Raw genomic sequence first — 21,276 nt, forward strand, 5'->3', positions numbered from 1 at the left:
CACTTTGGAAGCCACGCTGGCGACAATGACCCTCACTCTCGAAACCCGCGACCTCACCATCCGCTTCGGCGGCCATGTCGCAGTCAACAGCGTCAGCTGCAGCTTCCGCCCCGGTGAGCTGACCGCAATCGTCGGCCCCAACGGCGCCGGCAAGACCACCTACTTCAACCTGATCTCCGGCCAGCTCTCCGCCTCCTCCGGCACCATTTGGTTCGATGGCCGTGACATCACCAACCTCTCGGCGCCGCTGCGCACGCGCGCAGGATTGGGCCGCGCGTTCCAGCTCACCAACCTGTTTCCCAACCTGAGCGTCGAGGAGAATGTACGCCTCGCTGTCCAGGCGCGTAGCGGCGTACATTACGATCTGCTCCGCCCGTGGATGGCGCGACGCGATCTGATCGCGCGCGCGGATGCGATCCTCGATCAGGTTGCGCTCGGCAGTCGCCGCGAGATCAGCGCGACGACGCTGTCCCATGGCGACCAGCGCAAGCTCGAGGTCGCGCTGATGATGGCGCTCGAGCCGAAGGTGTTCATGTTCGATGAGCCGACTGCCGGCATGAGCATCGACGAGGTGCCGGTCGTGCTCGACCTGATCGGTCGGCTCAAGCAGGACAAGACCAAGATCATCCTGCTGGTCGAGCACAAGATGGACGTGGTCCGCTCGCTCGCCGACCGCATCATCGTCCTGCACAACGGGCAACTCGTCGCGGACGGCAAGCCTGCCGAGGTGATCGCCTCGCCGATCGTGCAGGAAGCCTATCTCGGCGTCACGCCGCGGAGCGCGGCATGAGCGCATTGCTGAAGCTCACGGGCGTCGAAACCTATATCGGGCGCTATCACATCCTGCAGGGCGTCGACTTCGAGGTTCCGGAAGGCCAGACCACGATGCTGCTCGGGCGCAACGGCGCCGGCAAGACCACGACCTTGCGCACCATCATGGGGCTGTGGCAGGCGAAGAACGGCAGCATCACGCTCGCCGGCGAGCCGATCGAGAAGCTCGCGACGCCCGACATCGCCCAGCGCGGCGTCGGCTACGTACCCGAAAGCATGGCGGTGTTCTCCGACCTCACGGTCAAGGAGAATCTGGTGCTGGCGGCACGCAACGGCCCGCTGGACGATGCCCAGCTCGCCTGGATCTTCGGCTTCTTCCCGGCGCTGAAGAAGTTCTGGCTGTCGCGAGCCGGCAGCCTGTCCGGCGGGCAGAAGCAGATGCTGTCGATCGCCCGCGCCATCGTCGAGCCGCGCAAGCTGCTCCTGATCGACGAGCCGACCAAGGGGCTTGCGCCGGCGATCGTGATGTCGCTGATCGAGTGCCTGAAGGAGATCAAGCGCCGTGGCGCCACGATCCTGCTGGTCGAGCAGAACTTCCACGCCGCGCGCGAGCTCGGCGACCACGTGCTGGTGATGGACAACGGCACCATCGTCCATCGCGGCGAGATGGCCGCACTCGCGGCCGACGTGCCGCTGCAGGAGCGCCTGCTCGGCCTCAGCCTGGAGGCGCATCAATGAGCGAGATCGCGGCAACCGACGCGCTGCCGAAGCCGAAGCGCGACATCGCGCCGCTGCTGCTGCCGGTCGTGCTGGCCATCGTGATGATCCCGCTGGTGGGATCGGCGAGCTCATGGGTGACGCTGACGGTGGCGAGCCTTGCGATGGGCATGATGATCTTCATCATGGCGTCCGGCCTGACCTTGGTATTCGGCCTGATGGACGTGCTCAATTTCGGCCACGGCGCCTTCATCGCGGTGGGCGCCTACGTCGCAACCCTGGTGCTGCTGCCGCTCGCGAGCTGGGCCCAGGCCGATTCGCTGCTGGCCAATCTCGCGGTGCTCGTCCCGGCGGCGCTGCTGTCGATGGGCGTGACCGGGGCGCTCGGCCTCGTCGTCGAGCGCGTGCTGGTGCTGCCGGTCTATGGCCAGCACCTCAAGCAGATCCTCATGACCACCGGCGGCCTGATCGTCGCCGAGCAGACGCTGTATGCGCTGTTCGGACCACAGATCATTCCGATGCCGCTGCCGACGGCGTTGCGCGGCTCATTCATCCTCGGCGACGTCGTGATCTCGAAATACCGGCTGCTGGCGATGCTGCTCGGCTTCGCGATCTTCGTCGCCATCGAGCTGGTGCTGAACCGGACCAAGATCGGGCTGCTGATCCGGGCCGGCGTCGAAAATCGCGAGATGGTGGAGGCGCTCGGCTATCGCATCCGCCGCTTGTTCCTCGGCGTGTTCATGACCGGATCGGCGCTGGCCGGCCTCGGCGGCGTGATGTGGGGTCTCTATCGCGAGCAGGTGCATGCCTCGATCGGCGACGAGCTTACGGTTCTGGTCTTCATCGTCGTCATCATCGGCGGCCTCGGCTCGATCACCGGCTGCTTCATCGGCGCCATCCTGGTCGCGATGGTCGCCAATTACGGCGGCTTCCTGGTGCCGAAGCTCGCCCTCGTCTCCAACATCCTGCTGATGGTCGCCGTGCTGATGTGGCGGCCGCGCGGCCTCTATGCGGTGACCAGCCGATGATGATCCTGTCCGGCGATCCGCCCCGCAGCCGCGCGCTGTCGATCCTGCTCGTCGTCATCATGCTGGCGCTGCTGGCGACGCCCTTCGTCTTCCCAGGCGCCAAGGCGCTCAACGTCGCCGCCAAGATCTGCATCTTCGCGGCGCTGGTCGCGTCCTACGATCTGCTGCTCGGCTACACCGGCTCGGTGTCGTTCGCGCACACGATGTTCTACGGCATCGGCTCCTACGCGATCGCGATCGCGCTCTATGGCCTTGGCCCGAATTGGACCTCAGTGGCCGTCGCCGTCGCCGCGGGACTGCCGCTCGCGCTGCTGCTCGCGCTCGCCATCGGCCTGTTCTCGCTGCGCGTCGAGGCCATCTTCTTTGCCATGATCACGCTCGCGGTCGCCTCCGCCTTCCTGGTGCTGGCCTCGCAATTGTCGTGGCTCACCGGCGGCGAGGACGGCCGCAGCTTCCAGCTGCCCGAACTCTTGCGCCCCGGCACGGTCTTTGTCGGCAAGGAATGGTTCGGCTTCCCGATCAACGGCCGCATCCTGACCTACTATTTGGTCCTGACGGCCTGCGCGGCGATGATCCTGGCGCTGCTGCGCGTCGTCAACTCGCCGTTCGGCCGCGTGCTGCAGGCGATCCGCGAGAACCGCTTCCGCGCGGAGGCGCTCGGCTACCGCACCGTCTTTCATCTCACTTACGCCAACTGCATCGCAGCTGCCGTCGCGGCCTGCGCGGGCATGCTGAATGCGCTATGGCTGCGCTACGCCGGACCCGACACGTCGCTTGCATTCTCGATCATGCTCGACATCCTGCTGATGGTCGTGATCGGCGGCATGGGCACGATCTATGGCGCGATCATCGGCGCTGCGATCTTCATCCTGGCGCAGAACTATCTGCAGGCCCTGATGGGCATCGCCTCGACGGCTGCGACCGACGCCGGCCTGCCGCTATTGCCGGGCCTCCTGCACCCCGACCGCTGGCTGCTGTGGCTGGGCCTGCTGTTCATCGCCAGCGTCTATTTCTTCCCGACCGGCGTGGTCGGCCGGCTCCGCAACAAGCCTCCCGCCGCTCGTTGAGCTGCGGATACGCTTAAATTTCTACGCAGCTGCGCCGCGAGAGCTGCGGCGGCGCGGTACCCCCATGCTGAAATGATTGTTTTCCACGAAGTTTCGCCGTTGGCTTAAGCCGCGGATAACCGCGTTTCCTAACCGCTCCGGTACCAGTGCCTTGCTATCAATCCTGATTGCAACACGTCGTTTCCTCCCGGGTCGATCAGGGCATGCAAGGCGCAGCAGACACGTCAGAGGCCGGCCGCACCGGGCCGGAGCGGATCGGCACGTCCCGTTGGCGCGGTCCGGTGCCGTGGCTGATCGCATGCGGCGCGCTGCTGATCGCCGCCATCGTCGTCGGCACGATCGTCATGGCCAGCGACTTCCGGTCCCGCACGATCGACAACAACGAGCGTGAGCTCGAGAATACCGTGCTGCTGCTGAGCCGGCATTTCGCGCAGCAATTCGAGGACGCCGAGACTGCGGTCTCGCACGCCATCCGCCGCATGTCGCTGGGATCGATCTCTTCGCCGGACGACTTTCGGGCGCGGATGTCGCAGCCCGATATCCGCGAGATGCTGCAGTCGCAGGTCAGCGGCCTGTCCTACATGGGCGACCTCACGGTCGTTGGAGCCGACGGCAGCTTCGTCAACTGGTCCTCGAACGACCCGCTGCCGGCGATCAACGTCGCCGACCGCGCCTACTTCAAGGATCTTCGATCGGCATCGCAGCCGAATGCCTTTGTCATCACGCCGGTCGTCAGCCGCGTGACCAGCGGATGGGCGACGATCGTCGCCCATCGCCTGAGCGCAGCGAATGGTGAATTCCTCGGCCTGCTGACCCGCCGGGTCGATCCGCACACCTATGAGAAATTCCTGGAGTCGATGGCGCTCGGCAAGGGCTCGTCGATCACGCTGTTCCATACCGACGGCGCCATGCTGGCGCGCTACCCTCATGTCGAAGCCCTGATGGGCGCCAGGCTCGGCAATGCCGACTTGCTGAAGGAGATCCCCGGCGATGGCGTGGGGACGAGCCGGATCACCAGCCCCGTCGACGATTCGGAGAAGATCGCGGCCGGCGCCAGGGTGGGACGCTTTCCGCTGATCATCGCGGCGAACAGGACGGTCGATGATGCGCTGGCCGATTGGCGATCGCAGATGGTGCTGCTGGTCGCCGCCGCCACGCTCGCCGTCCTCGTCATTGCGGTCACGTTCAGCCTGATGATCCGGCAGATCGTGCGGCAGAACCGGATTGCGAGGCACCAGCTCGAGGACGAGAAGCAGCGCGTCGAGACGGCGCTCGACAACATGACTCAAGGCCTGATCTCGTTCGACGCGGACGCCTGCGTCGTGATGTTCAATCACCGTTTCATCGATCTGCTCGGCCTGTCCCCCGACGTGATCAAGCCTGGCGTGCACCTCACCGACGTCGTCGCGCATTGCAAGGCGCGAGGCGCCTTCAGCGGCGACGTGGCGGAGTTCTGCGCCGACGTCATCGACAGGGCCGCGCTGGGCGGCACGTCGCAGATGGTCGCCGAGGGAGGCTCTGGCCGCTTCTTCAACGTCATCGACAAGCCGCTGGCGTCCGGCGGGTGGGTAACCACGATCGAGGACATCAGCGCGCAGCGCAGGCTGGAGCAGGAGCGCGACCGGAACCATGCGTTCCTGCGCGAGATCATCGATCACATCCCCTCACACATCATGGTCAAGGACGTCCGCGACCGCCGCTACGTGCTGGTCAACCGGTCCACCGAGCAGGGCTTCGGGCTGCCGCGCGAGAGCATCGTCGGAAAGACGGCGTTCGACCTGCTGCCGAGATCCACGGCCGAAAAGGTCACCGCCGACGACGACCGCGCCCTGGAGCACGCCGACGGACTTTTCCTCGGCGAGCATCCCTGGCAGACACCGGCGCTCGGCCTGCGCTACATCACCTCGCGCCGCATCACCGTCGAGGACGAATCGCATCGGCCGCGCTACCTGATCAACGTGATCGAGGACATCACCGAGCGGCGGCTGGCCGACGAGAAGATCGCTCATCTCGCCCATTTCGACGCGCTGACCGAGCTGCCGAACCGCGTGCTGTTCCGCGAGCGCATCGACGAGGAGCTGGAGCGCGCGCGTCACGGCACGTTCTTCGCCCTGCTCTACATCGACGTCGACGAATTCAAGGGCATCAACGATTCCCTCGGCCACCATGTCGGCGACGAGCTGCTGAAAACCATCGCGCGCCGGATCGAAAGCTGTCTCGGGCCCGAGGACATGGTCGCCCGCCTCGGCGGCGACGAGTTCGCGGTGCTGCTGACCACCGTCGCGGACAGAGACGAGGTGATCGTCGCGGCGCGTGAGATCCTCGAGACCATCCGCAAGCCCTATCGGTGCCTCGGCCACCAGCTGTCGACCGATGCCAGCATCGGCATCGCGCTGGCGCCGCAGGACGGCATCGAGCGCGATCTGCTGACCAAGAATGCAGACCTTGCGATGTACGCCGCCAAGGCCAGCGGGCGCCGCACCTTCCGCTTCTTCGAGCCGTCGATGGACGAGACTGCGCGCGCGAGGCTGCAATTGCAGCAGGATCTGCGTCGCGCGGTCACCGAGGGACAGTTCGAGCTGCACTATCAGCCGCTGCTCGGCTTCACCGAGAACGTCATGACCGGATGCGAGGCGCTGCTGCGCTGGCGCCATCCGGAGCGCGGCATGGTGCCGCCGCTCGACTTCATTCCGCTCGCCGAGGACACCGGCCTGATCAACGAGATCGGCGACTGGGTGATGCGCACCGCCTGCCTCGAGGCCGCGAGCTGGCCGGCCGACATCCGCATCGCCGTGAACGTGTCACCGGTGCAGCTGAAATCCGCGACCCTGGCGCTGCGGATCGCCAACGCGCTGTCGGCGTCGGGCCTCGCCCCCGAGCGGCTGGAGATCGAGATCACCGAGGCGGTGCTGATCAGCGACGACGACGTCGCGCTCGGCATCCTGCATCAGCTGCACGACATGGGCGTGCGCATCGCGCTCGACGATTTCGGCACCGGCTATTCCTCGCTCAGCTATCTGAAGCGGTTCCCGTTCGACAAGATCAAGATCGACCGCTGCTTCGTCAACGACCTCGGCGCGAGCGGCTCGTCGGCAATCATCCAGGCGGTGGTGAGCATCGCGGCGGCCAGCAACATGACGACCACGGCCGAGGGCGTCGAGACCGGAGCGCAGCAATCGGCGCTGCGCCAGCTCGGTTGCACCGAGATGCAGGGCTATCTGTTCAGCGCCCCGAAGCCGGCCGCCGAGCTGCGCAAGCTGTTCGCGTCGGAGGCCGCCACCGCGCAGGACCTGCAGGCCGCCGGCTGACGTCGGTCGGCCGCCGCTGGATGCGTGACCATCGGCCGCGCGGTGCGGCCTGCGCGAAGCGGGCGGTAGCGGCCGTGCGCCGCTCGCGACCACGACGATCTCACCGGCGACCTTGCAGCAATCGTCCCCCCGGCAACGTCCTGCGACGTTGTGGTGCGCCGCCTTTGGCCCCGGCCGATGACCACCTATATGAGCGTCGTCGGAACCAGGAAGGTGGCCCATGCAACCCGTCTCTTTGCTCCTCAACGTTCTCTGGATCGTGCTCGGCGGCGCCTATATGGCGTTCGGCTGGCTGGTGGCGGCTGTCGTCATGGCGATCACCATCGTCGGCCTGCCCTGGGCCCGCGCCGCGTTCAACATCGCCGCCTATACGCTGCTGCCGTTCGGCTCGCGCGCCGTCCGCCGCGACGAGGTGACGGGCATGGAGGACATCGGCACCGGCCCGCTCGGCCTGCTCGGCAACATCATCTGGTTCGTGCTGGCCGGCTGGTGGCTCGCGCTCGGTCACCTCGTCACCGCGATCGCCCTGGCCGTGACCATCATCGGCCTGCCCTTCGCCTGGGCCCACCTCAAGCTCGCCGGCCTGGCGCTGTGGCCGATCGGCAAGACCATCGTGCCCGCGTAAGGGCCGCCCGGCCGGCCCCCCCCCGAGCAGCCCGACCCGCGTCGGCAACCGGTCAAGGCCGTTGCCGACCACGAGCCAATCGGTTAAACGGTTGGCCGTACGCACCCGTAGCTCAGCTGGATAGAGCGTTGCCCTCCGAAGGCAAAGGTCACACGTTCGAATCGTGTCGGGTGCGCCAGGACTAAGTCCTTCACAGGACGTCAGTTTCGGTCCGGCGCTCTCAGCTTCTGACATCTCCCGAAGCCTCGTCCGTCACAGTTGGACGGAACATCATGCCTTCAATCCAAGGGAGGCGCCACTTGGCAAGTCCAAGTGCGTCGCGCGGCTATTCCGCGTCGGCCAAGTCGTTCTCGACGCCAGGGCAGGTGTCGATAGCCAACGTTGCGATCGATGCCGCGCGACGAATCGATAATCGCCGCCAAATCACAACGTAAAAGGGACTTCATTCCTTTTACCGTTCGTCGACATGGTCCATGCTATTGCTCGCACGATGGCCATTCACAGACTTTACGGCGAGCTTGCCGCCTCGCTCGTGCGCGCCACCACGGAGCGCTGTGAGCCGGAAGAGCCGCGCACCCGCGTTGGCGCCAAGCTCGACGGTGCGGGCGGCCTGTCTGCCTACGAAGGCGCGTTGCTCATCCTCCACAAGCTGGGGCTGGCGACTCCTGACCACAAACTGGCGATCGACGGTGACCGGGTCGCACAATTCATCACGAAGCGATCGCGGGACGGACAGGTGAAATTGCCGCCGATCGACGACGTCCTTGAACCGTGGCTCTCGGTTGCGGACCAGCAGGGTCATCTGTCGCTCAAGCGCCTGCCCTTTGTCCCGCATGACGAGATCAGGCCCGTGATGGATGCACTTGTGGCCCTGGACTACGCCGGGCCGGCCGGCAATGCCTTCATATGGACGGACAAGATCGGCCGCGCGATGCAGATGGCCGGCGACTGGGACGAGAACAATTTGTCGCGTCAGGAGCTCGAGGAGCGGAACGTCGATCTGGAGATGCGCAAGGCGCTGGCTTGCATTCCCGAGGACGTCAGGCTTGTGGCGCTCAGGGGTAGCAGAATAGACGTGGTCAAGGCGCTGGCCGCGCGTTGGGTCGACGGTGTGTGGCTGCCCGATACGGCCGACGAGGCCCCATGGTGGCGTCTCACCGCCGTCGGTGCTGAAGCGGCGCGATTGGTCGAGCTGGTCCAGGGACCTGGCCACCTACTGACGCGCGAGGTCAACTAGCGATGGCCGCACCAAGCGCTCAACCGGATGACATGCTCGTGCGGCGCCTCAAGCCGGGCTCACTGCTGAGCTGGATTGTCATAGCTCGCTTGAACCGCTTTACCTTTCACAACCCGCCTACGCATTTCAAGATCGAGAATCGCTGGCGCTGGCTGTTCAATCCGATTCGTGATGCAAGGGGGCGCGGACTTCTGAAATACTACCGGTATTGGCAGAGCTTCAAAGTCAATGACCGGTTCTACACCGCCGTCGGAGCCGGATTTTGTACCTTCATGTTCAACCGGCGTGACGCCACTGCGGAGGAAAGAGCGCAGTTGGACGAGAGCGTGGAGGCCGCGCGCGCACATTACGAAGCCGATCCCGCGTTCCAGGCCGCGGTGGACAGATTGAACGGCATCGACATTCCCCGCGAATTTGCCTCGCAGCAAGAAGATCAGGGCGCCTACGTAGCGTTGCTGCTGCAAGGCTCTGTGGCCAGTCTGGCGTGGTTGGAGGCGCTGGCCGCAGACGATGCTGGCTATCGCTCCGCGGCCGAACGTGCGGCAGCTGCTGAGCGCTTCCGGATCTTTCTTTTGCGAAATCATCTTTGCAACTCCAAAGATTATCGCGAACGCTATGCCGACGTCGGTGGCTCGCCCTATGACGATCCCACGAATTGGCCGAGGCAGACCTAACTGATCAGGCATGACCGAGATGACGGAATGAACGATCAGCCATCAGGAGGACCGCCGATCATCAGGCTCTGCGGAAGATCACATTCCGTCGCTGGCTCTGCGGCCGGAGGACTTGCTCAGTCGCGCCGTGCTCGGCTTTGCCGCCTGCGCGCTGCTCGTACCGTGCGCTACGGCTCATGCGCGCTGTTTTGGCCGGCGGGATGCACCTTTCCGAGAAAGGAACCAGCGAGGTGACGAGCACCCCTTTGGTCTTGCCTGACGACCCGGAGCAACGCTCCTTTCTGATCGTCATCGGTCGCCTCGATCTCGGGCTCCGTTCCGAAGGGACGTTCTTGGAGCCGGCCCGCGGCCACATTCACGACATCGGCTTCTGCGTCGGCCCGGATCGGGCCCTCACGCATCGCCCGCCGCGCCCTGAGCGGGTTCCCTACGATCGCCAGTGCACGGATCGCTTCCTCTATCTTCGGCCCGACGAAAGCTGCGATCGGCTCGGGCGCGTCGAGGTGACAGAGTGGCTCGTCTATGACAACACCGTGCGCGGGGACATCGACTTCACCGGAATCATGGTGAGGATCACGCTGCGAGAGCAGGCGTATCGCACGTTTGAGAGCCATGTCGGCCTGATGCCCTGGCCTGAGCTGGGCGACCACACGTCATGGGACGGCGGGATTCTCTTCCGCATCCCCTCGCCTCCCTTCCCGTTTCCGATGCCGCGCGGCAACTCCGATCCGTGGACGAGCCGGAAACGGGTGGTCGGCGAATTGCAGCCGATCACGCGCTTCGATGTCGACGAGATCGAAATCCAGCCACTGCGTGACACGCAAGGCCGACGCGTCCGCCGGGGCGAGGCGGCGTGCGACGGCGATCCGGCGTGGGAGCCGCCGTTGCGGCTCCGGGCCTGACGCACCGCTCGCCTCAGCCGCGCACCACGCCCGCCCGCGACTTCAGGAACTCGCGCGCGACGATCAGCTTCTGCACTTCCGTCGCGCCCTCGTAGATGCGCAGGGCGCGGATCTCGCGGTACAGGCTCTCGACGATCTCGCCCTTGCGGACGCCGCGGCCGCCGAACATCTGCAGGGCGCGGTCGATGACGCGCTGCGCGGTCTCGGTGGCGGTGAGCTTGGCCATGGCCGCCTCGCGGGTGGTCGGCAGCTTCTGGACGTCACGGCGCCAGGCGGCGCGGTAGGTCAGCAGCGCGGCGGCATCGGTGTCGGTGGCCATCTCGCCGAACGCGGCCTGGGTCATCTGCAGGTCGGCCAGCGCGCCGCCGAACATCTGTCGGCCCTGCGCATGCGCCTGCGCCTCGTCGAGGGCGCGGCGGCCGAAGCCGAGGGCGGCGGCCGCGACCGAGGCGCGGAAGATGTCCAGCGTCTGCATGGCCAGCTTGAAGCCGCCGCCGGGCGCGCCGAGCCGCCGGCTCGCCGGGATGCGGCAGTTCTGCAGCCGCAAGGTCGCCAGCGGATGCGGCGCGATCACCTCGATGCGCTCGGCGACCGAGAATCCGGGATCGTCGGGGAACACGACGAAGGCGGAGATGCCGCGCGCGCCGGGCGCCTCGCCGGTGCGGGCGAACAGCGTGTAGACGTCGGCGATGCCGCCGTTGGAGATCCAGGTCTTCTCGCCGTCGAGCACGTAGGCGTCGCCGTCCAGCCGCGCCGCGCAGGCCATCGCGGCGACGTCGGAGCCCGCCTCCTTCTCGGACAACGCGAAAGCGGCGAGCCATTCGCCGGCGCGTACCTTGGGCAGCACACTGGCGCGCAGCTCGGGCGAGCCGCCGAGCGCGATGGCACCGGAGCCCAGTCCCTGCATGGCGAAGGCGAAGTCGGCAAGGCCGTCGGCATAAGCGAGTGTTTCACGCGACAGGCAGATCGCGCGCGAGTCGATCGCGCCGGCATCGGCGTCGGGCGCCACGACGGCACTGTCGAGCAAGCCCGCCGAACCGAGCGCACGCACGATCTTGCGGCAGGCCTTGTCGACATCGCCATGATCGACGTCGTCGAGAACGCCCGAGCCGACGAAACGGTCGAGCCGTTCGCACAGCGCGCGATGCTTCGGCTCGAAGAACGGCCAGTCGAGCCAGTCGCGCGGGATCACCTTCGCCGTTGCACTCATGATGGACCTGTCCGCCAATTATTTTAAGTATAAAATAATTGGCGGACGATCGCCGTGTCAAGCTGCAGGTCGTCCCACAAGAGCAGGGTCCTTGCATCGCGCAAGGGCCTCTCCGCACAGCTGGTGCGTGCGGCGGCCCCTCACCCCAACCCTCTCCCCGTGAAGAACGGGAAGAGGGAGCACACCGACATCGCCGCGCCGACGTTCGTCCAAATCTGCACCAGCAACATGCTCTTGCTATGTGCAGCGTCGACCTGCGCCGCTCACTCCGCCGCCTTGGCGATCTTGCCGAACACGCGGGTCGGGGCCGGGAAGCCGCAGGAGGTGCCGTCGGTGACCTTGACCTGATCCTCCCATGGCAGCCGGTAGGTGCCGGCGACCATGTCGTGCATGAAGGTGTACGGACAATCCATCGCGCCGCCCTTCACCGCGACGTAGCCGCGATGCCAGAGCTGATAGATGTTGTTCTCGACGCCCCAATTGATGCGTGCCTCGCGCACGAGGTCGGGACGCACCTCGGCGGTGATGATCTCGTCGGGGCGGCCGGTGGTGCCGTGGGCGAGAATGCTGCCGTCGAAATTGACGATCATGCCCTCGCCCATCGAATCGAACGAGCCGTCGGAGCCGCACATGCAGACATTGGCCGTCACCATCAGGTTCTGGAATGCATTGGCCTGGTTGGTGAAGCGCCAGCTGTCGCGGATCGGCGCGGTGTAGCCGGCGGTGCGGATCATGATCTCGGCGCCCTTGTAGGCGCATTCTCGCGCCATCTCCGGGAACATGCCGTCATGGCAGATGATGAGCGCGATCTTGGCGCCGCGCGGTCCCTCGATGACGGGAATGCCGACGTCGCCCGGCTCCCACGGCTCGACCGGAATCCACGGATGCAGCTTGCGATAATACAGCTTGATATCGCCGTTGTTGTCGATGATCAGGCCGGAATTGTAGGGGTTGCCGTCCGGATTGAACTCCATGATGGAGAAGCAGCCCCAGATCCTGTTGTCGATGCAGGCCTGCTTGAAGGCGGCGACCTCCGGCCCGTCGAGCCGGCACATGATCTCGGGATTGGTGTCCATCGACAGCCCGTGCAGCGAATATTCCGGGAACACCACGAGGTCCATGGTGCCGAGATTGCGCCGGGCCTTGCCGACCATCCAGACGATCTTCTCGGTCTGCCGCGCGAGGTCGTCCTTGGTGACGACGACGGGAAGCTGGAGCTGCACCAGCCCGATGACCACGCCGTGGTCGGACTTGTTGAGACCGCCTAACCCATTCATGCCGGACCTCCCTGGGAGTCGCCGCTGCTTTTGGCCAAGACAATCATGATTTCACACGGGCCGCGCGCCGATATTTCAGCCCGCCCGCTGCCGCTTGCGCAGGCAACCGGGACGACCGGCTTCGTCAGATCGCAGGCGGCTGCTGCAGGCGCCGCCGGAACCGGGCCAGCGCGCGGCCGAACACGGCCTCGTCCTGGGTCGCGCGCGCCAGCACCAACGCCCCCTGGATGCCGAGCACCACCTCCTCGGCAGCGTCCCCGGCCGCGCCGGCATCCCAGCCGTCGCGCAGCAGCGCGTCACGCAAGGCGGCGATCCAGCGGATGAAGTAGTCGGCGATGGCGGCGGCGAAACGATCGCGCGTCCCGTCGAGCGCGAAGGCGCCAACGAGGCAGACGCGACGGCCGGAGCGGAAGTAGTCGTCGACGCCATGCCACATCCGCGCAATCGAGGGCTCCGGCGCGCCATCGCGCAGCGGCGCATAGATCTCGCGCTCGAACCAGGCATCGACATGCGCGAGCACGGCGCGCGCCATCTCCTCCTTCCCGCCCGGGAAGAAGTGATACAGGCTGCCCTTGCCGAGCCCGGTCTTCTCGGTGATGCGGCTGAGCGATGTCCCCTCGAAGCCGAACTCGCGGAACACCTCGGCGATCAGCGGGATGACATCGGCGCGCTCGTTGAGCGTCCGCATGGCGCGCCCTGCTTCACAGTCCCAGATCGCTCAGCCCCGGATGATCGTCCGGGCGCCGGCCCAGCGGCCAGTGAAACTTGCGCTCGCTCTCCTTGATCGGCAGGTCGTTGATGCAGGCATAGCGACGCTGCATCAGGCCCTGCGAGTCGAACTCCCAGTTCTCGTTCCCGTACGACCGAAACCAGTTGCCGCTGTCGTCATGCCACTCATAGGCGAAGCGCACCGCAATCCGGTCGTCGGTGAACGCCCAGATCTCCTTGATCAGGCGATAGTCGAGCTCCTTGGCCCATTTGCGGGTGAGGAAGGCGACGATCTCGGCCCGGCCGGTGACAAACTCCGCCCGGTTCCGCCAGCGGCTGTCGGGCGTGTAGACCAGCGATACCCGCTCCGGGTTACGGCTGTTCCAGCCATCTTCCGCAAGGCGCACCTTCTGAATGGCGGTCTGCAGGGTGAAGGGCGGGGCGAGAACGGACATCGCAAAGTCTCCTTATGTACCACTTTGACTACTCTGTACCTATCGGTACACTAACCGGTACACGGAGTCAAGTTGCGCAGCTTGGAATGCGGTTCCGGTACGCGGCCCCGGCGCCTGGCCATGATGATCCAGCCGGACTATGCAGCACGGTGCAGCACTACCAATCTGCAGCTCGCGAGTGTCAGCACCCTTGTGTGCTCAACGGAAATTCGATGATCTGCTAAGGGAACCAACCGGGGCCGCGGGGGCGACACGGTCCGTGGTCGGCGATACGTTGTGGGGATTTTCGGACATGTCGATGCTCACGCCGCATGGCGAGTGCCTGCTGTGGACGCCTGAACTGATCTGGGTGAACGCGGTCTCCGACGTCCTCATCTCCTTCGCGTTCTTCGCCATCGCCTTCGTGCTCGCCTACATCGTCTACCGCCGCCGCGACTTTCAGTTCAGCTACATTTTCTGGGCGTTCGCGCTGTGGGTCTCGGTCTGCGGGTTGACGCGGCTGATCGAGGTTCTCACGATCTGGGTGCCCGCCTACAGCCTCGAGGCCGCCACCAAGGGCTTGCTCGCCTTCATGTCGGTCGGCATCGCGTCGGCGCTGCTGCTGATGCTGCCGCGGGTGCTGACCATGCCGTCCCGCGCCGAGCTCCGGAACGCCTATGCGCAGCTCGAGGAGGAGACGCGGCAGCGCCGCACCGCGGAAGCCATGGTCAGGCGTTTCCAGGAGATCGAGGCCACCGAGGCGCAGGTGCGGCAGGCGCAGAAGATGGAGGCGATCGGCCAGCTCACCGGCGGCGTGGCGCATGACTTCAACAACATCCTGACCGTGATCACCGGCACGATCGAGATCCTGGCCGAGGCGGTGAAGGACCGTCCGCAGCTGGTGCAGATCACCAGCCTGATCAACTCGGCTGCGGCGCGCGGCGCCGACCTGACGAAGCACCTCCTCGCCTTCGCCCGGCGCCAGCCGCTGCAGCCGCGCAGCGTCGACATCAACGGCATGGTGGTCGACACCGCCCGCCTGCTGCGGCGAACGCTGGGCGAGCAGATCGAGATCGAATCCATGCTGGCCCACGATTCCGCGCCGGCGATGATCGACCCCAGCCAGCTGTCGACCGCGATCCTCAATCTCGCCTTGAACGCGCGCGATGCGATGCCCGAGGGCGGCAAGCTGACGCTGGAAACCAAGAACGTGCTGCTCGACGAGGCCTACGCGCGCATGAATCCGGAGGTGATCCCGGGCAACTACGTCATGATCGCGGTCAGCGACACCGGCGAGGGCATTCCCGCCAACCTGCTCGACAAGGTGTTCGAGCCGTTCTTCACCACCAAGGACGTCGGCAAGGGCGTCGGCCTCGGGCTGAGCATGGTCTACGGCTTCGTCAAGCAATCCAACGGGCATATCAAGATTTACAGCGAGCCGGGGCACGGCACCTCGGTCAAGCTGTATCTGCCGCAGGCCAATGCCGATGCCGACGCCGCGCTCTCGGCCATGAGCACGGCCGGGATGGAGCGCGGCGACGAATCGATCCTGATCGTGGAGGACGATTCCCTGGTGCGCGAATACGTCATCGCCCAGATCAAGCGGCTCGGCTACACTACCCTGGCCGCCAGCAAGGCCGACGAGGCGCTGGCGCTGATCGACAGCCCCGCGCGGATCGATCTGCTGTTCACCGACATCATCATGCCCGGCGGCATGAACGGCCGCCAGCTTGCGATCGAGGCCCTGAAGCGGCGCCCGAACCTGAAGGTGCTGTACACGTCCGGCTATACGGAGAACGCCATCGTCCATCACGGCCGGCTCGACGCCGGCGTGCTGCTGCTGACCAAGCCGTACCAGAGCGCCGATCTCGCCCGCATGATCCGGACCGCGCTGAACGCGTGACCCGCAATGCGCAGCGCATGATCCGGTCTGCAGGTGCGCACGTTTCAGACCGGAGACGACGCGGTGGAATGAGTGAGGCAGTGAATGCAGAGGACGCTCGGATGTTGGATGGCCGCCGTCCAGGCCTATGCCTCGGCCGATGATCCGCAGTCCGACATCGCCGCCAAGGTGGCGGTGGTCATCGTCTCCAACCAGCCGTTCTACCCGCTCTACCTCCATGCCATCGCCGGCGCAGCGGCGTGGCCGGCGTGGCTGACCCTGCTCACCACGCCTTTCTTCGCCGCCGTTCCGGTTCTGGCGCGGCGCAATCCGTTCGCCGGCCGTGCCCTGATGGTGCTGACGGGGACGGCCAACACGGTGTTCTCAGTCAAGCTGTTCGGCATGCAGAGCGGCGTCGAGCTGTTCCTGCTGCCCTGCACGCTGCTCGCGGCGCTGCTGTTTCGTCCCGACGAGCGCATCCGGTCTTTGCCGCTGCTGGCGCTGCCGTTCGTGTCCTATCTGCTGATCGATTCCCGGCTTGGTGCGCCGGTGATGAGAGTCGCAGACTCCCAATATGCTTCGCTGGTCGCGATCAATGCGACCAGTGTCGGCGCGCTGACAGCCTTGATCGGCATTCTCGCAGCACGCATGACGGCGCGTTGAGCGCAGCGCACCGCCTCCGCTGCGTCAGCCCCTCCGGTCTCGCTCACGACCTGGACGCCCAGATCGGACCTGCCGCAACGCCGCTGCGGCAGCGCTGCCACATCTGATCGTAGAGGTCCTGCAGCGATCGGGCATAGCCGGCGGCGTCGAACAACGGAGCGACCAGCCGGTTGCGCTGAAGCTTGGCCTTGGCCGCCCGCAGCAGGTCGGGCTCGGCCGCCAGCGTCAGCGCGACCGCGAGATAATCGGCTTCGTCGGCGGCAATCAGTTCGGGCAGTCCCACCGCGTGCAACAGGCTGCCGGCGACCCGGGAGGCAAACGTCTCCCCGGCGCAGCTGACGACCGGCACGCCGGCCCAGAGCGCATCGCTGGCCGTGGTGTGAGCGCCATAGGGAGCCGTGTCCAGCACGAGATCGGCGAGCTGGAGCCGCCGGAGATGCTCGCTCTGAGTCATTTCGGGCGCGAACACCAGGCGGCCCGGCGTCACGCCCCGGCGCAAGGCCTCGCCACGCAGATTGCCCTCAGCCTGGTCGGATGCCAGCAGCCACAAGACGCTGTCCGGTATCGCATCGAGCAGACGGCACCACAGATCGAACACCGCCGGCGTCAGCTTGTAGGCCTGATTGAAGCAGCAGAACACGAAGGCGCCGTCCGGCAGGCCGGCCTCGGCGCGGCTGGGCGGCGGACCGAGCGTCGCCCGGCCATGCGGCTGGTAGGAGTGCGGCATGTAGGCGAAGCTTTCCGAATAATCGGCTGCCGCCGCCGGCGGCGTCATGAACGGATCGGTGATGATGTAGTCGCAGATGCCGCCGCCCAGCGTTCCCGGATAACCGAGAAAGTTCACCTGAACGGGCGCAGGACGCAGCATCAGAATGCCGGTCCGGGCACCGCGCGTGTAACCCTTGAGATCGACGAGAATGTCGATCTGCGCAGCATGAACCGCAGACGCGGCGGCGCTGTCGCTGAGCGCTGTGACGTCGTGGAAGCCGTCGAAAGCGTCATTGAGCCGGCCCCGCATGAGCCCGTGGTCGTCGGCACCGAACGAGAAGGCATGCAGCTCGCACCGCGCACGGTCATTCGCCTCGAGCGTTTCGATGAGCAGATGCGCGGTGGCGTGGTCGTGGAAGTCGTTTGAAAGGTATCCGACACGAAGCTTGTCGCGGATTGTCAGGTCGAAGCGAAAATCCAGCCGCGTCCTTTCCGCGCGGCTCGCGGCGACGCGATCGCGGGTCCAAAGCTCCGAACAGACGCGATGCTCGCCCGCGCTCAGTCCGGGGACGGACAGCAGCAGAAATGGCGGAATCTGACCCGATCGGGCCTGCTCCAGCGACAGTCGGGCGTCGATCGACGCCTGGGCGAAATCATCCCAGGCGCACATGCTGCGGTCACGGCCGAGCGCTCTCATTCACGTCCATCCATGCCGGAGGCTGCCATCGGGCACAGCAAGTCCCGCGCCAGACTGCGAACGACAGCCGATGTGGAGCGGCGCTGGCGCCCCCCTCGCTGGCCAGCACGACCGTCGCGGAGTGAGTCGCCCGTCGGGCGGGCGCGGGCATCGTCCCAGCCGCAGCGATGGCCGTAACGTGCACGGAATCGCATGCGCCGGAATGCCGATTTCGGACGCCGGTTCAAGCCGATGACCTCTGTCCAGATGGCGACGCGGAAATAATTCGCTTTCGCTTTTACAGAATTTGATGTCTCCTGCGCCCATACCGCCTCGGGCAGAGGGCGTATCGCGGTCGTCACGACACGCGAGGCGGGGAGCGATGGCCGCGACGGGTCGCAGCATGTCCCTTGGACGTGCCGACGAACGGCTCGTTGCGGACGGTGAAGTCGTGTGGTCCTGACACCCCGAAGCTGGTGTCCCGCGCAATGCGCGAAAGCGCGTCGTCGCGATACGGTGGCCAGAAAGCCCGGTGCACCGAGGAGAGCACGTATAAGCCGTAGCCCATCGCGCGGGGAAGGCCGGGATTGCCGGCCGAACCTGTGGTTCCTGCCCCGTGCATTCTTCACGCACGGGGGCCACGGGCACCGGTCGGTGCCTGGTCTTCCCTGCCCCTCTCGCTCGCAGAGGGTCCAGTGTGAACACAACTCGGACGCAGATCGCGCCGCGGGACCGAATGGCCGTTGTCCGGCTAACTACGCGGCGGCCATCTGCCAGGATGACGGCGTATAGGAGGGAACGTGATAGTTCATGTTGGCCGGCGCCTGCGAAGGGGCCTGGCGCGCGACGAAATAGGCTTCCAGCTCGGCGACGGCGCGGCTCTCCCACTCCGCCGCCTGCGCCAGCAGCGACTCGCGCTGGTGCGGACGAAATGCCGCAGTCTGCCGGTACAAGGAGGCGACGGTACGATAGCGCCGCACGTTCTCGAGAACCGCTTCCCCATTCATCGTCATGATTGCTCTCCCCTCTCCGTCCCCCTCAGGACACGCTGAAAGTGCACGCGCGCGCTTTGCCAAATCGTTAGCGCGCGAGGCGGCGCATCGGGATGGTTGGCGAATGGTTGACTAATGAGGTGCGTCGAATTGTCCAGATCTCGTGCGCAGGACGGTATCAGTCGACCACCCCCTTGCGGGTCCCTGCGAATTTACAAGCACTTAAGGTTAAGCGCACAACCGCTGGAAAGTGACGTGGTCACAGATACTTACGATCGCGAGTGTTGTAGTTGAACTACAGCCGGGCGGCCCAAGATGTGAGAAGAGTATGTCCGAACGTTGCTGATTTTCATTGAGGATTGTGACCATGAAGACGCTTGCCTCCGCCGCCGCTCTGCTCGTCGCGAGCTCGCTCAGTGCCTTCGCCGCCGACATGCCCGCCCGCTACACCAAGGCGCCGCCTCCGGCCGCTATCTACAATTGGACCGGCGGCTATTTCGGCGGCAATATCGGTTACGGCTGGGGCCGCTCGAACCTCGGCACGACGCTGGACCAGACCAGCAGCTGGGCCGTCGAAGGTGCGGCTTTCCAGAATCAGTTCGTGAGCATCAGCAACAACCGTCTCAATCCGGCTGGCGTGATCGGCGGCCTGCAGGCCGGCTATAACTGGCAGACCGGCCCCAGCGTGTTCGGCATCGAGGCCGATTTCAACGGCTCGGGCATGAGCAAGCGGACGATCTATACGGCCGCCAATCCGCCGACGACGCGCACGTTCAACGAGAGCATCCGCAACGACTGGTTCATGACCCTGCGCGGCCGCGCCGGCTACGCGATCGATACCACCCTGCTCTACGTCACCGGCGGTCTCGCCGTCGGCAACGTCAAGGGCAGCTGGGACCTGACCTCGGGGAACGGCTACGCCAAGACCGCCTCGGTCGACCAGACCCGCGTCGGCTGGACGATCGGCGCCGGCGTCGAGCATGCCTTCGCTCCGAACTGGACGGTCAAGTTCGAGTATCTCTACACCGATCTCGGCAGCGTCAACTACACCTCCGCCTATGTCCCGGGCAGCACCTTCGCTCCCCCCGGCTCCAACTACGTCGAGCGCCTGTCGCAGGACTTCACGTTCCACACCGCCCGCGTCGGCGTGAACTACAAGTTCGGCAGCCCGGTCGCCGCCCGCTACTGATCGCGATCGAGATCCATCGCAAAAGCCTCAGCTTCGCTGAGGCTTTTTTGCTTTCGGCGCATGGAGGCCGCGTCCTACGCCCCGGTGGCGCCAACCGCGGCGCGGAAGCGCCACAAGGTCAGCGCCAGGAACAGGGCGCCGATGCCGGCAACGGCGGCGAATTGCGGCCACACTACGTCGATGCCGGCGCCGCGATACAGAATGGCCTGCGCGAACGAGACGAAATGCGTCGACGGCGAGGCCTTCATGATCGTCGAGAGCCACACCGGCTGGCTCTCCACCGGCGTCGCGCCGCCGGAGAGCAGGTTCATCGGCACGGCCACCAGGATGTAGAGGAGGCCGAGCTGCGGCATCGATCGCGCGATCGTACCGAGGAAGAGGCCGACCGCGGTGGCGAAGAACAAATAGAGCACGACCCCTCCCATGAACAGCGGAATCGAGCCCGTGATCGGAACGCGGAGAAATCCCTGCACGACCGCGTAGAGCGCCACCGCGACGGTGACGGCGATGACGAGCGCATTGGCCCAGATCTTCGACATCGCGATCTCGAACGGCGACAGCGGCATCACCAGCAGATGATCCATGGTGCCATGCTCGCGCTCGCGGACCAGCGCTGCGCCGGCCAGGATGATGGCCAGCATCGTCACGTTGTTGATGATGCCCATCACGCTCTCGAACCACGCCGTCGTGATGTTCGGATTGAACGCGATGCGCGTGACCAGCTCGACCGGGGAGGTCTCCGAGGGGTTGGACCGCGCCAGATAGCCCACCACCTCGGTGTTGATGATCTGCAGCGCATAGCCGGCCCCGAGGCCGGCCTGGATCATCGCCGTGGCATCGACGTTGACCTGCAGCGCCGGCCGGTGCCCCGCCAGCACGTCGCGCTGGAAGTTCGGCGGAATGTCGAGCACGAACGTGAAGCGGCCGCTGTTCATCAAAGGCTCGATCTGGCTTTCCTTGATGTACACGGGGGTCTGAAAATACGGCAGCATGAACGCGCTGATGATCCGGCGCGACAGCTCGGAATGGTCCTCGTCGACCACGCCGAGCGAGGCGTGATGGAGCTCCTGCGAGTTGCTCTGGGCCTCGCTGACCACGGCCACCGTGAACGAATAGATGACGAGGCCGATCAGCACGACGTCGCCGAACAGGCTGCGCAGCTCCTTGGTGCCGAGCCAGAAGATGTTGGAGAGCGAATGCCGCATGGC

General features: G+C 65.8%; 19 protein-coding genes and 1 tRNA gene. 13 read left to right on the forward strand and 7 right to left on the reverse strand.

Annotation, left to right across the window (positions count from 1 at the left end; translation table 11 throughout):
* The first annotated feature begins 25 nt into the window (after window positions 1-25).
* From QX108_RS16910 to QX108_RS16955, 10 genes are all read left to right on the forward strand, one after another.
* Window positions 26-790, forward strand: a complete 765-nt coding sequence (locus QX108_RS16910) for an ABC transporter ATP-binding protein (protein ID WP_172132446.1) — start codon at window positions 26-28, stop codon at window positions 788-790.
* Window positions 787-1,509, forward strand: a complete 723-nt coding sequence (locus QX108_RS16915; RefSeq protein ID WP_172132447.1) for an ABC transporter ATP-binding protein — start codon at window positions 787-789, stop codon at window positions 1,507-1,509. Before QX108_RS16910 ends, QX108_RS16915 begins: the two co-directional genes overlap by 4 nt.
* Entirely contained in the window at window positions 1,506-2,516 is a 1,011-nt protein-coding gene (locus tag QX108_RS16920; RefSeq protein WP_172132448.1) for a branched-chain amino acid ABC transporter permease, read from the forward strand. The genes QX108_RS16915 and QX108_RS16920 overlap by 4 nt, the downstream gene beginning before the upstream one ends.
* Window positions 2,513-3,583 (forward strand): branched-chain amino acid ABC transporter permease, encoded by a 1,071-nt coding sequence (locus QX108_RS16925; protein WP_315780752.1) that lies wholly within the window; start codon window positions 2,513-2,515, stop codon window positions 3,581-3,583. The genes QX108_RS16920 and QX108_RS16925 overlap by 4 nt, the downstream gene beginning before the upstream one ends.
* Window positions 3,584-3,786: 203 nt before the next feature.
* Window positions 3,787-6,891, forward strand: coding sequence for an EAL domain-containing protein (locus tag QX108_RS16930; RefSeq protein WP_315780754.1), 3,105 nt, complete (start codon window positions 3,787-3,789; stop codon window positions 6,889-6,891).
* A 220-nt stretch (window positions 6,892-7,111) separates the two neighbouring features.
* The gene (locus QX108_RS16935) at window positions 7,112-7,516 is read left to right on the forward strand and encodes a YccF domain-containing protein (RefSeq protein WP_172182070.1); all 405 of its coding nucleotides are present in this window, start codon (window positions 7,112-7,114) and stop codon (window positions 7,514-7,516) included.
* Window positions 7,517-7,617: 101 nt separating this feature from the next.
* Window positions 7,618-7,694, forward strand: a tRNA-Arg gene (locus tag QX108_RS16940).
* A gap of 312 nt (window positions 7,695-8,006) precedes the next feature.
* Window positions 8,007-8,753: a hypothetical protein gene (locus QX108_RS16945; protein WP_315780756.1), complete on the forward strand. Its 747-nt coding sequence runs from the start codon at window positions 8,007-8,009 to the stop codon at window positions 8,751-8,753.
* A 2-nt stretch (window positions 8,754-8,755) separates the two neighbouring features.
* Complete coding sequence (locus tag QX108_RS16950; protein WP_315780758.1) at window positions 8,756-9,427, forward strand: hypothetical protein; 672 nt, start codon at window positions 8,756-8,758, stop codon at window positions 9,425-9,427.
* Between the two features lie 176 nt (window positions 9,428-9,603).
* The gene (locus tag QX108_RS16955) at window positions 9,604-10,329 is read left to right on the forward strand and encodes a hypothetical protein (protein ID WP_315780760.1); all 726 of its coding nucleotides are present in this window, start codon (window positions 9,604-9,606) and stop codon (window positions 10,327-10,329) included.
* A gap of 13 nt (window positions 10,330-10,342) precedes the next feature.
* Here the strand turns inward: QX108_RS16955 and QX108_RS16960 are convergent, their stop codons facing one another.
* From QX108_RS16960 to QX108_RS16975, 4 genes are all read right to left on the reverse strand, one after another.
* The gene (locus tag QX108_RS16960; RefSeq protein WP_315780762.1) at window positions 10,343-11,539 is read right to left on the reverse strand and encodes an acyl-CoA dehydrogenase family protein; all 1,197 of its coding nucleotides are present in this window, start codon (window positions 11,537-11,539) and stop codon (window positions 10,343-10,345) included.
* Window positions 11,540-11,802: 263 nt separating this feature from the next.
* Window positions 11,803-12,816 carry a formamidase gene (locus QX108_RS16965; protein WP_315780764.1) on the reverse strand — a complete coding sequence of 338 codons (1,014 nt, stop codon included), beginning with the start codon at window positions 12,814-12,816 and terminating at the stop codon, window positions 11,803-11,805.
* Between the two features lie 124 nt (window positions 12,817-12,940).
* Window positions 12,941-13,504 (reverse strand): TetR/AcrR family transcriptional regulator, encoded by a 564-nt coding sequence (locus QX108_RS16970; RefSeq protein ID WP_315780766.1) that lies wholly within the window; start codon window positions 13,502-13,504, stop codon window positions 12,941-12,943.
* Between the two features lie 13 nt (window positions 13,505-13,517).
* On the reverse strand, window positions 13,518-13,979 hold the full coding sequence (locus QX108_RS16975; RefSeq protein WP_315780768.1) for a nuclear transport factor 2 family protein: 462 nt from the start codon (window positions 13,977-13,979) through the stop codon (window positions 13,518-13,520).
* 292 nt (window positions 13,980-14,271) lie between these two features.
* Between QX108_RS16975 and QX108_RS16980 the strand changes: the two genes are divergently transcribed.
* Together QX108_RS16980 and QX108_RS16985 are read left to right on the forward strand one after the other, a co-directional pair.
* Window positions 14,272-15,861, forward strand: coding sequence for an ATP-binding protein (locus tag QX108_RS16980; protein WP_172110493.1), 1,590 nt, complete (start codon window positions 14,272-14,274; stop codon window positions 15,859-15,861).
* An 84-nt stretch (window positions 15,862-15,945) separates the two neighbouring features.
* Window positions 15,946-16,503, forward strand: coding sequence for a hypothetical protein (locus QX108_RS16985; protein ID WP_315722885.1), 558 nt, complete (start codon window positions 15,946-15,948; stop codon window positions 16,501-16,503).
* A gap of 43 nt (window positions 16,504-16,546) precedes the next feature.
* Here QX108_RS16985 and QX108_RS16990 read toward each other — a convergent pair whose 3' ends face one another.
* On the reverse strand, window positions 16,547-17,908 hold the full coding sequence (locus tag QX108_RS16990) for a UDP-N-acetylglucosamine-peptide N-acetylglucosaminyltransferase (RefSeq protein ID WP_315780770.1): 1,362 nt from the start codon (window positions 17,906-17,908) through the stop codon (window positions 16,547-16,549).
* Window positions 17,909-18,642: 734 nt separating this feature from the next.
* The gene (locus QX108_RS16995; RefSeq protein WP_172110496.1) at window positions 18,643-18,900 is read right to left on the reverse strand and encodes a hypothetical protein; all 258 of its coding nucleotides are present in this window, start codon (window positions 18,898-18,900) and stop codon (window positions 18,643-18,645) included.
* 346 nt (window positions 18,901-19,246) lie between these two features.
* Between QX108_RS16995 and QX108_RS17000 the strand changes: the two genes are divergently transcribed.
* Window positions 19,247-20,068, forward strand: coding sequence for a porin family protein (locus tag QX108_RS17000; RefSeq protein ID WP_315722891.1), 822 nt, complete (start codon window positions 19,247-19,249; stop codon window positions 20,066-20,068).
* Between the two features lie 74 nt (window positions 20,069-20,142).
* Here the strand turns inward: QX108_RS17000 and QX108_RS17005 are convergent, their stop codons facing one another.
* Window positions 20,143-21,273, reverse strand: coding sequence for an ABC transporter permease (locus QX108_RS17005; protein WP_315780775.1), 1,131 nt, complete (start codon window positions 21,271-21,273; stop codon window positions 20,143-20,145).
* Window positions 21,274-21,276: the final 3 nt, after the last annotated feature.

It is taken from the genome of Bradyrhizobium sp. SZCCHNR1002, from assembly GCF_032381435.1.
Taxonomy (GTDB): domain Bacteria; phylum Pseudomonadota; class Alphaproteobacteria; order Rhizobiales; family Xanthobacteraceae; genus Bradyrhizobium; species Bradyrhizobium aeschynomenes.

Excerpts from the sequence above, each read along its gene's own strand:
- QX108_RS16975 (WP_315780768.1), bottom strand. The coding sequence starts at position 13,979 with ATGTCCGTTCTCGCCCCGCCCTTCACCCTGCAGACCGCCATTCAGAAG.
- QX108_RS16915 (WP_172132447.1), top strand. The coding sequence starts at position 787 with ATGAGCGCATTGCTGAAGCTCACGGGCGTCGAAACCTATATCGGGCGC.
- QX108_RS16995 (WP_172110496.1), bottom strand. The coding sequence starts at position 18,900 with ATGACGATGAATGGGGAAGCGGTTCTCGAGAACGTGCGGCGCTATCGT.
- QX108_RS16955 (WP_315780760.1), top strand. The coding sequence starts at position 9,604 with ATGCGCGCTGTTTTGGCCGGCGGGATGCACCTTTCCGAGAAAGGAACC.
- QX108_RS17005 (WP_315780775.1), bottom strand. The coding sequence starts at position 21,273 with ATGCGGCATTCGCTCTCCAACATCTTCTGGCTCGGCACCAAGGAGCTG.
- QX108_RS16990 (WP_315780770.1), bottom strand. The coding sequence starts at position 17,908 with ATGAGAGCGCTCGGCCGTGACCGCAGCATGTGCGCCTGGGATGATTTC.
- QX108_RS16970 (WP_315780766.1), bottom strand. The coding sequence starts at position 13,504 with ATGCGGACGCTCAACGAGCGCGCCGATGTCATCCCGCTGATCGCCGAG.
- QX108_RS16920 (WP_172132448.1), top strand. The coding sequence starts at position 1,506 with ATGAGCGAGATCGCGGCAACCGACGCGCTGCCGAAGCCGAAGCGCGAC.
- QX108_RS16950 (WP_315780758.1), top strand. The coding sequence starts at position 8,756 with ATGGCCGCACCAAGCGCTCAACCGGATGACATGCTCGTGCGGCGCCTC.
- QX108_RS16935 (WP_172182070.1), top strand. The coding sequence starts at position 7,112 with ATGCAACCCGTCTCTTTGCTCCTCAACGTTCTCTGGATCGTGCTCGGC.
- QX108_RS16925 (WP_315780752.1), top strand. The coding sequence starts at position 2,513 with ATGATGATCCTGTCCGGCGATCCGCCCCGCAGCCGCGCGCTGTCGATC.
- QX108_RS16980 (WP_172110493.1), top strand. The coding sequence starts at position 14,272 with ATGTCGATGCTCACGCCGCATGGCGAGTGCCTGCTGTGGACGCCTGAA.
- QX108_RS16945 (WP_315780756.1), top strand. The coding sequence starts at position 8,007 with ATGGCCATTCACAGACTTTACGGCGAGCTTGCCGCCTCGCTCGTGCGC.
- QX108_RS16910 (WP_172132446.1), top strand. The coding sequence starts at position 26 with ATGACCCTCACTCTCGAAACCCGCGACCTCACCATCCGCTTCGGCGGC.
- QX108_RS16930 (WP_315780754.1), top strand. The coding sequence starts at position 3,787 with ATGCAAGGCGCAGCAGACACGTCAGAGGCCGGCCGCACCGGGCCGGAG.
- QX108_RS16960 (WP_315780762.1), bottom strand. The coding sequence starts at position 11,539 with ATGAGTGCAACGGCGAAGGTGATCCCGCGCGACTGGCTCGACTGGCCG.
- QX108_RS16985 (WP_315722885.1), top strand. The coding sequence starts at position 15,946 with ATGCAGAGGACGCTCGGATGTTGGATGGCCGCCGTCCAGGCCTATGCC.
- QX108_RS17000 (WP_315722891.1), top strand. The coding sequence starts at position 19,247 with ATGAAGACGCTTGCCTCCGCCGCCGCTCTGCTCGTCGCGAGCTCGCTC.
- QX108_RS16965 (WP_315780764.1), bottom strand. The coding sequence starts at position 12,816 with ATGAATGGGTTAGGCGGTCTCAACAAGTCCGACCACGGCGTGGTCATC.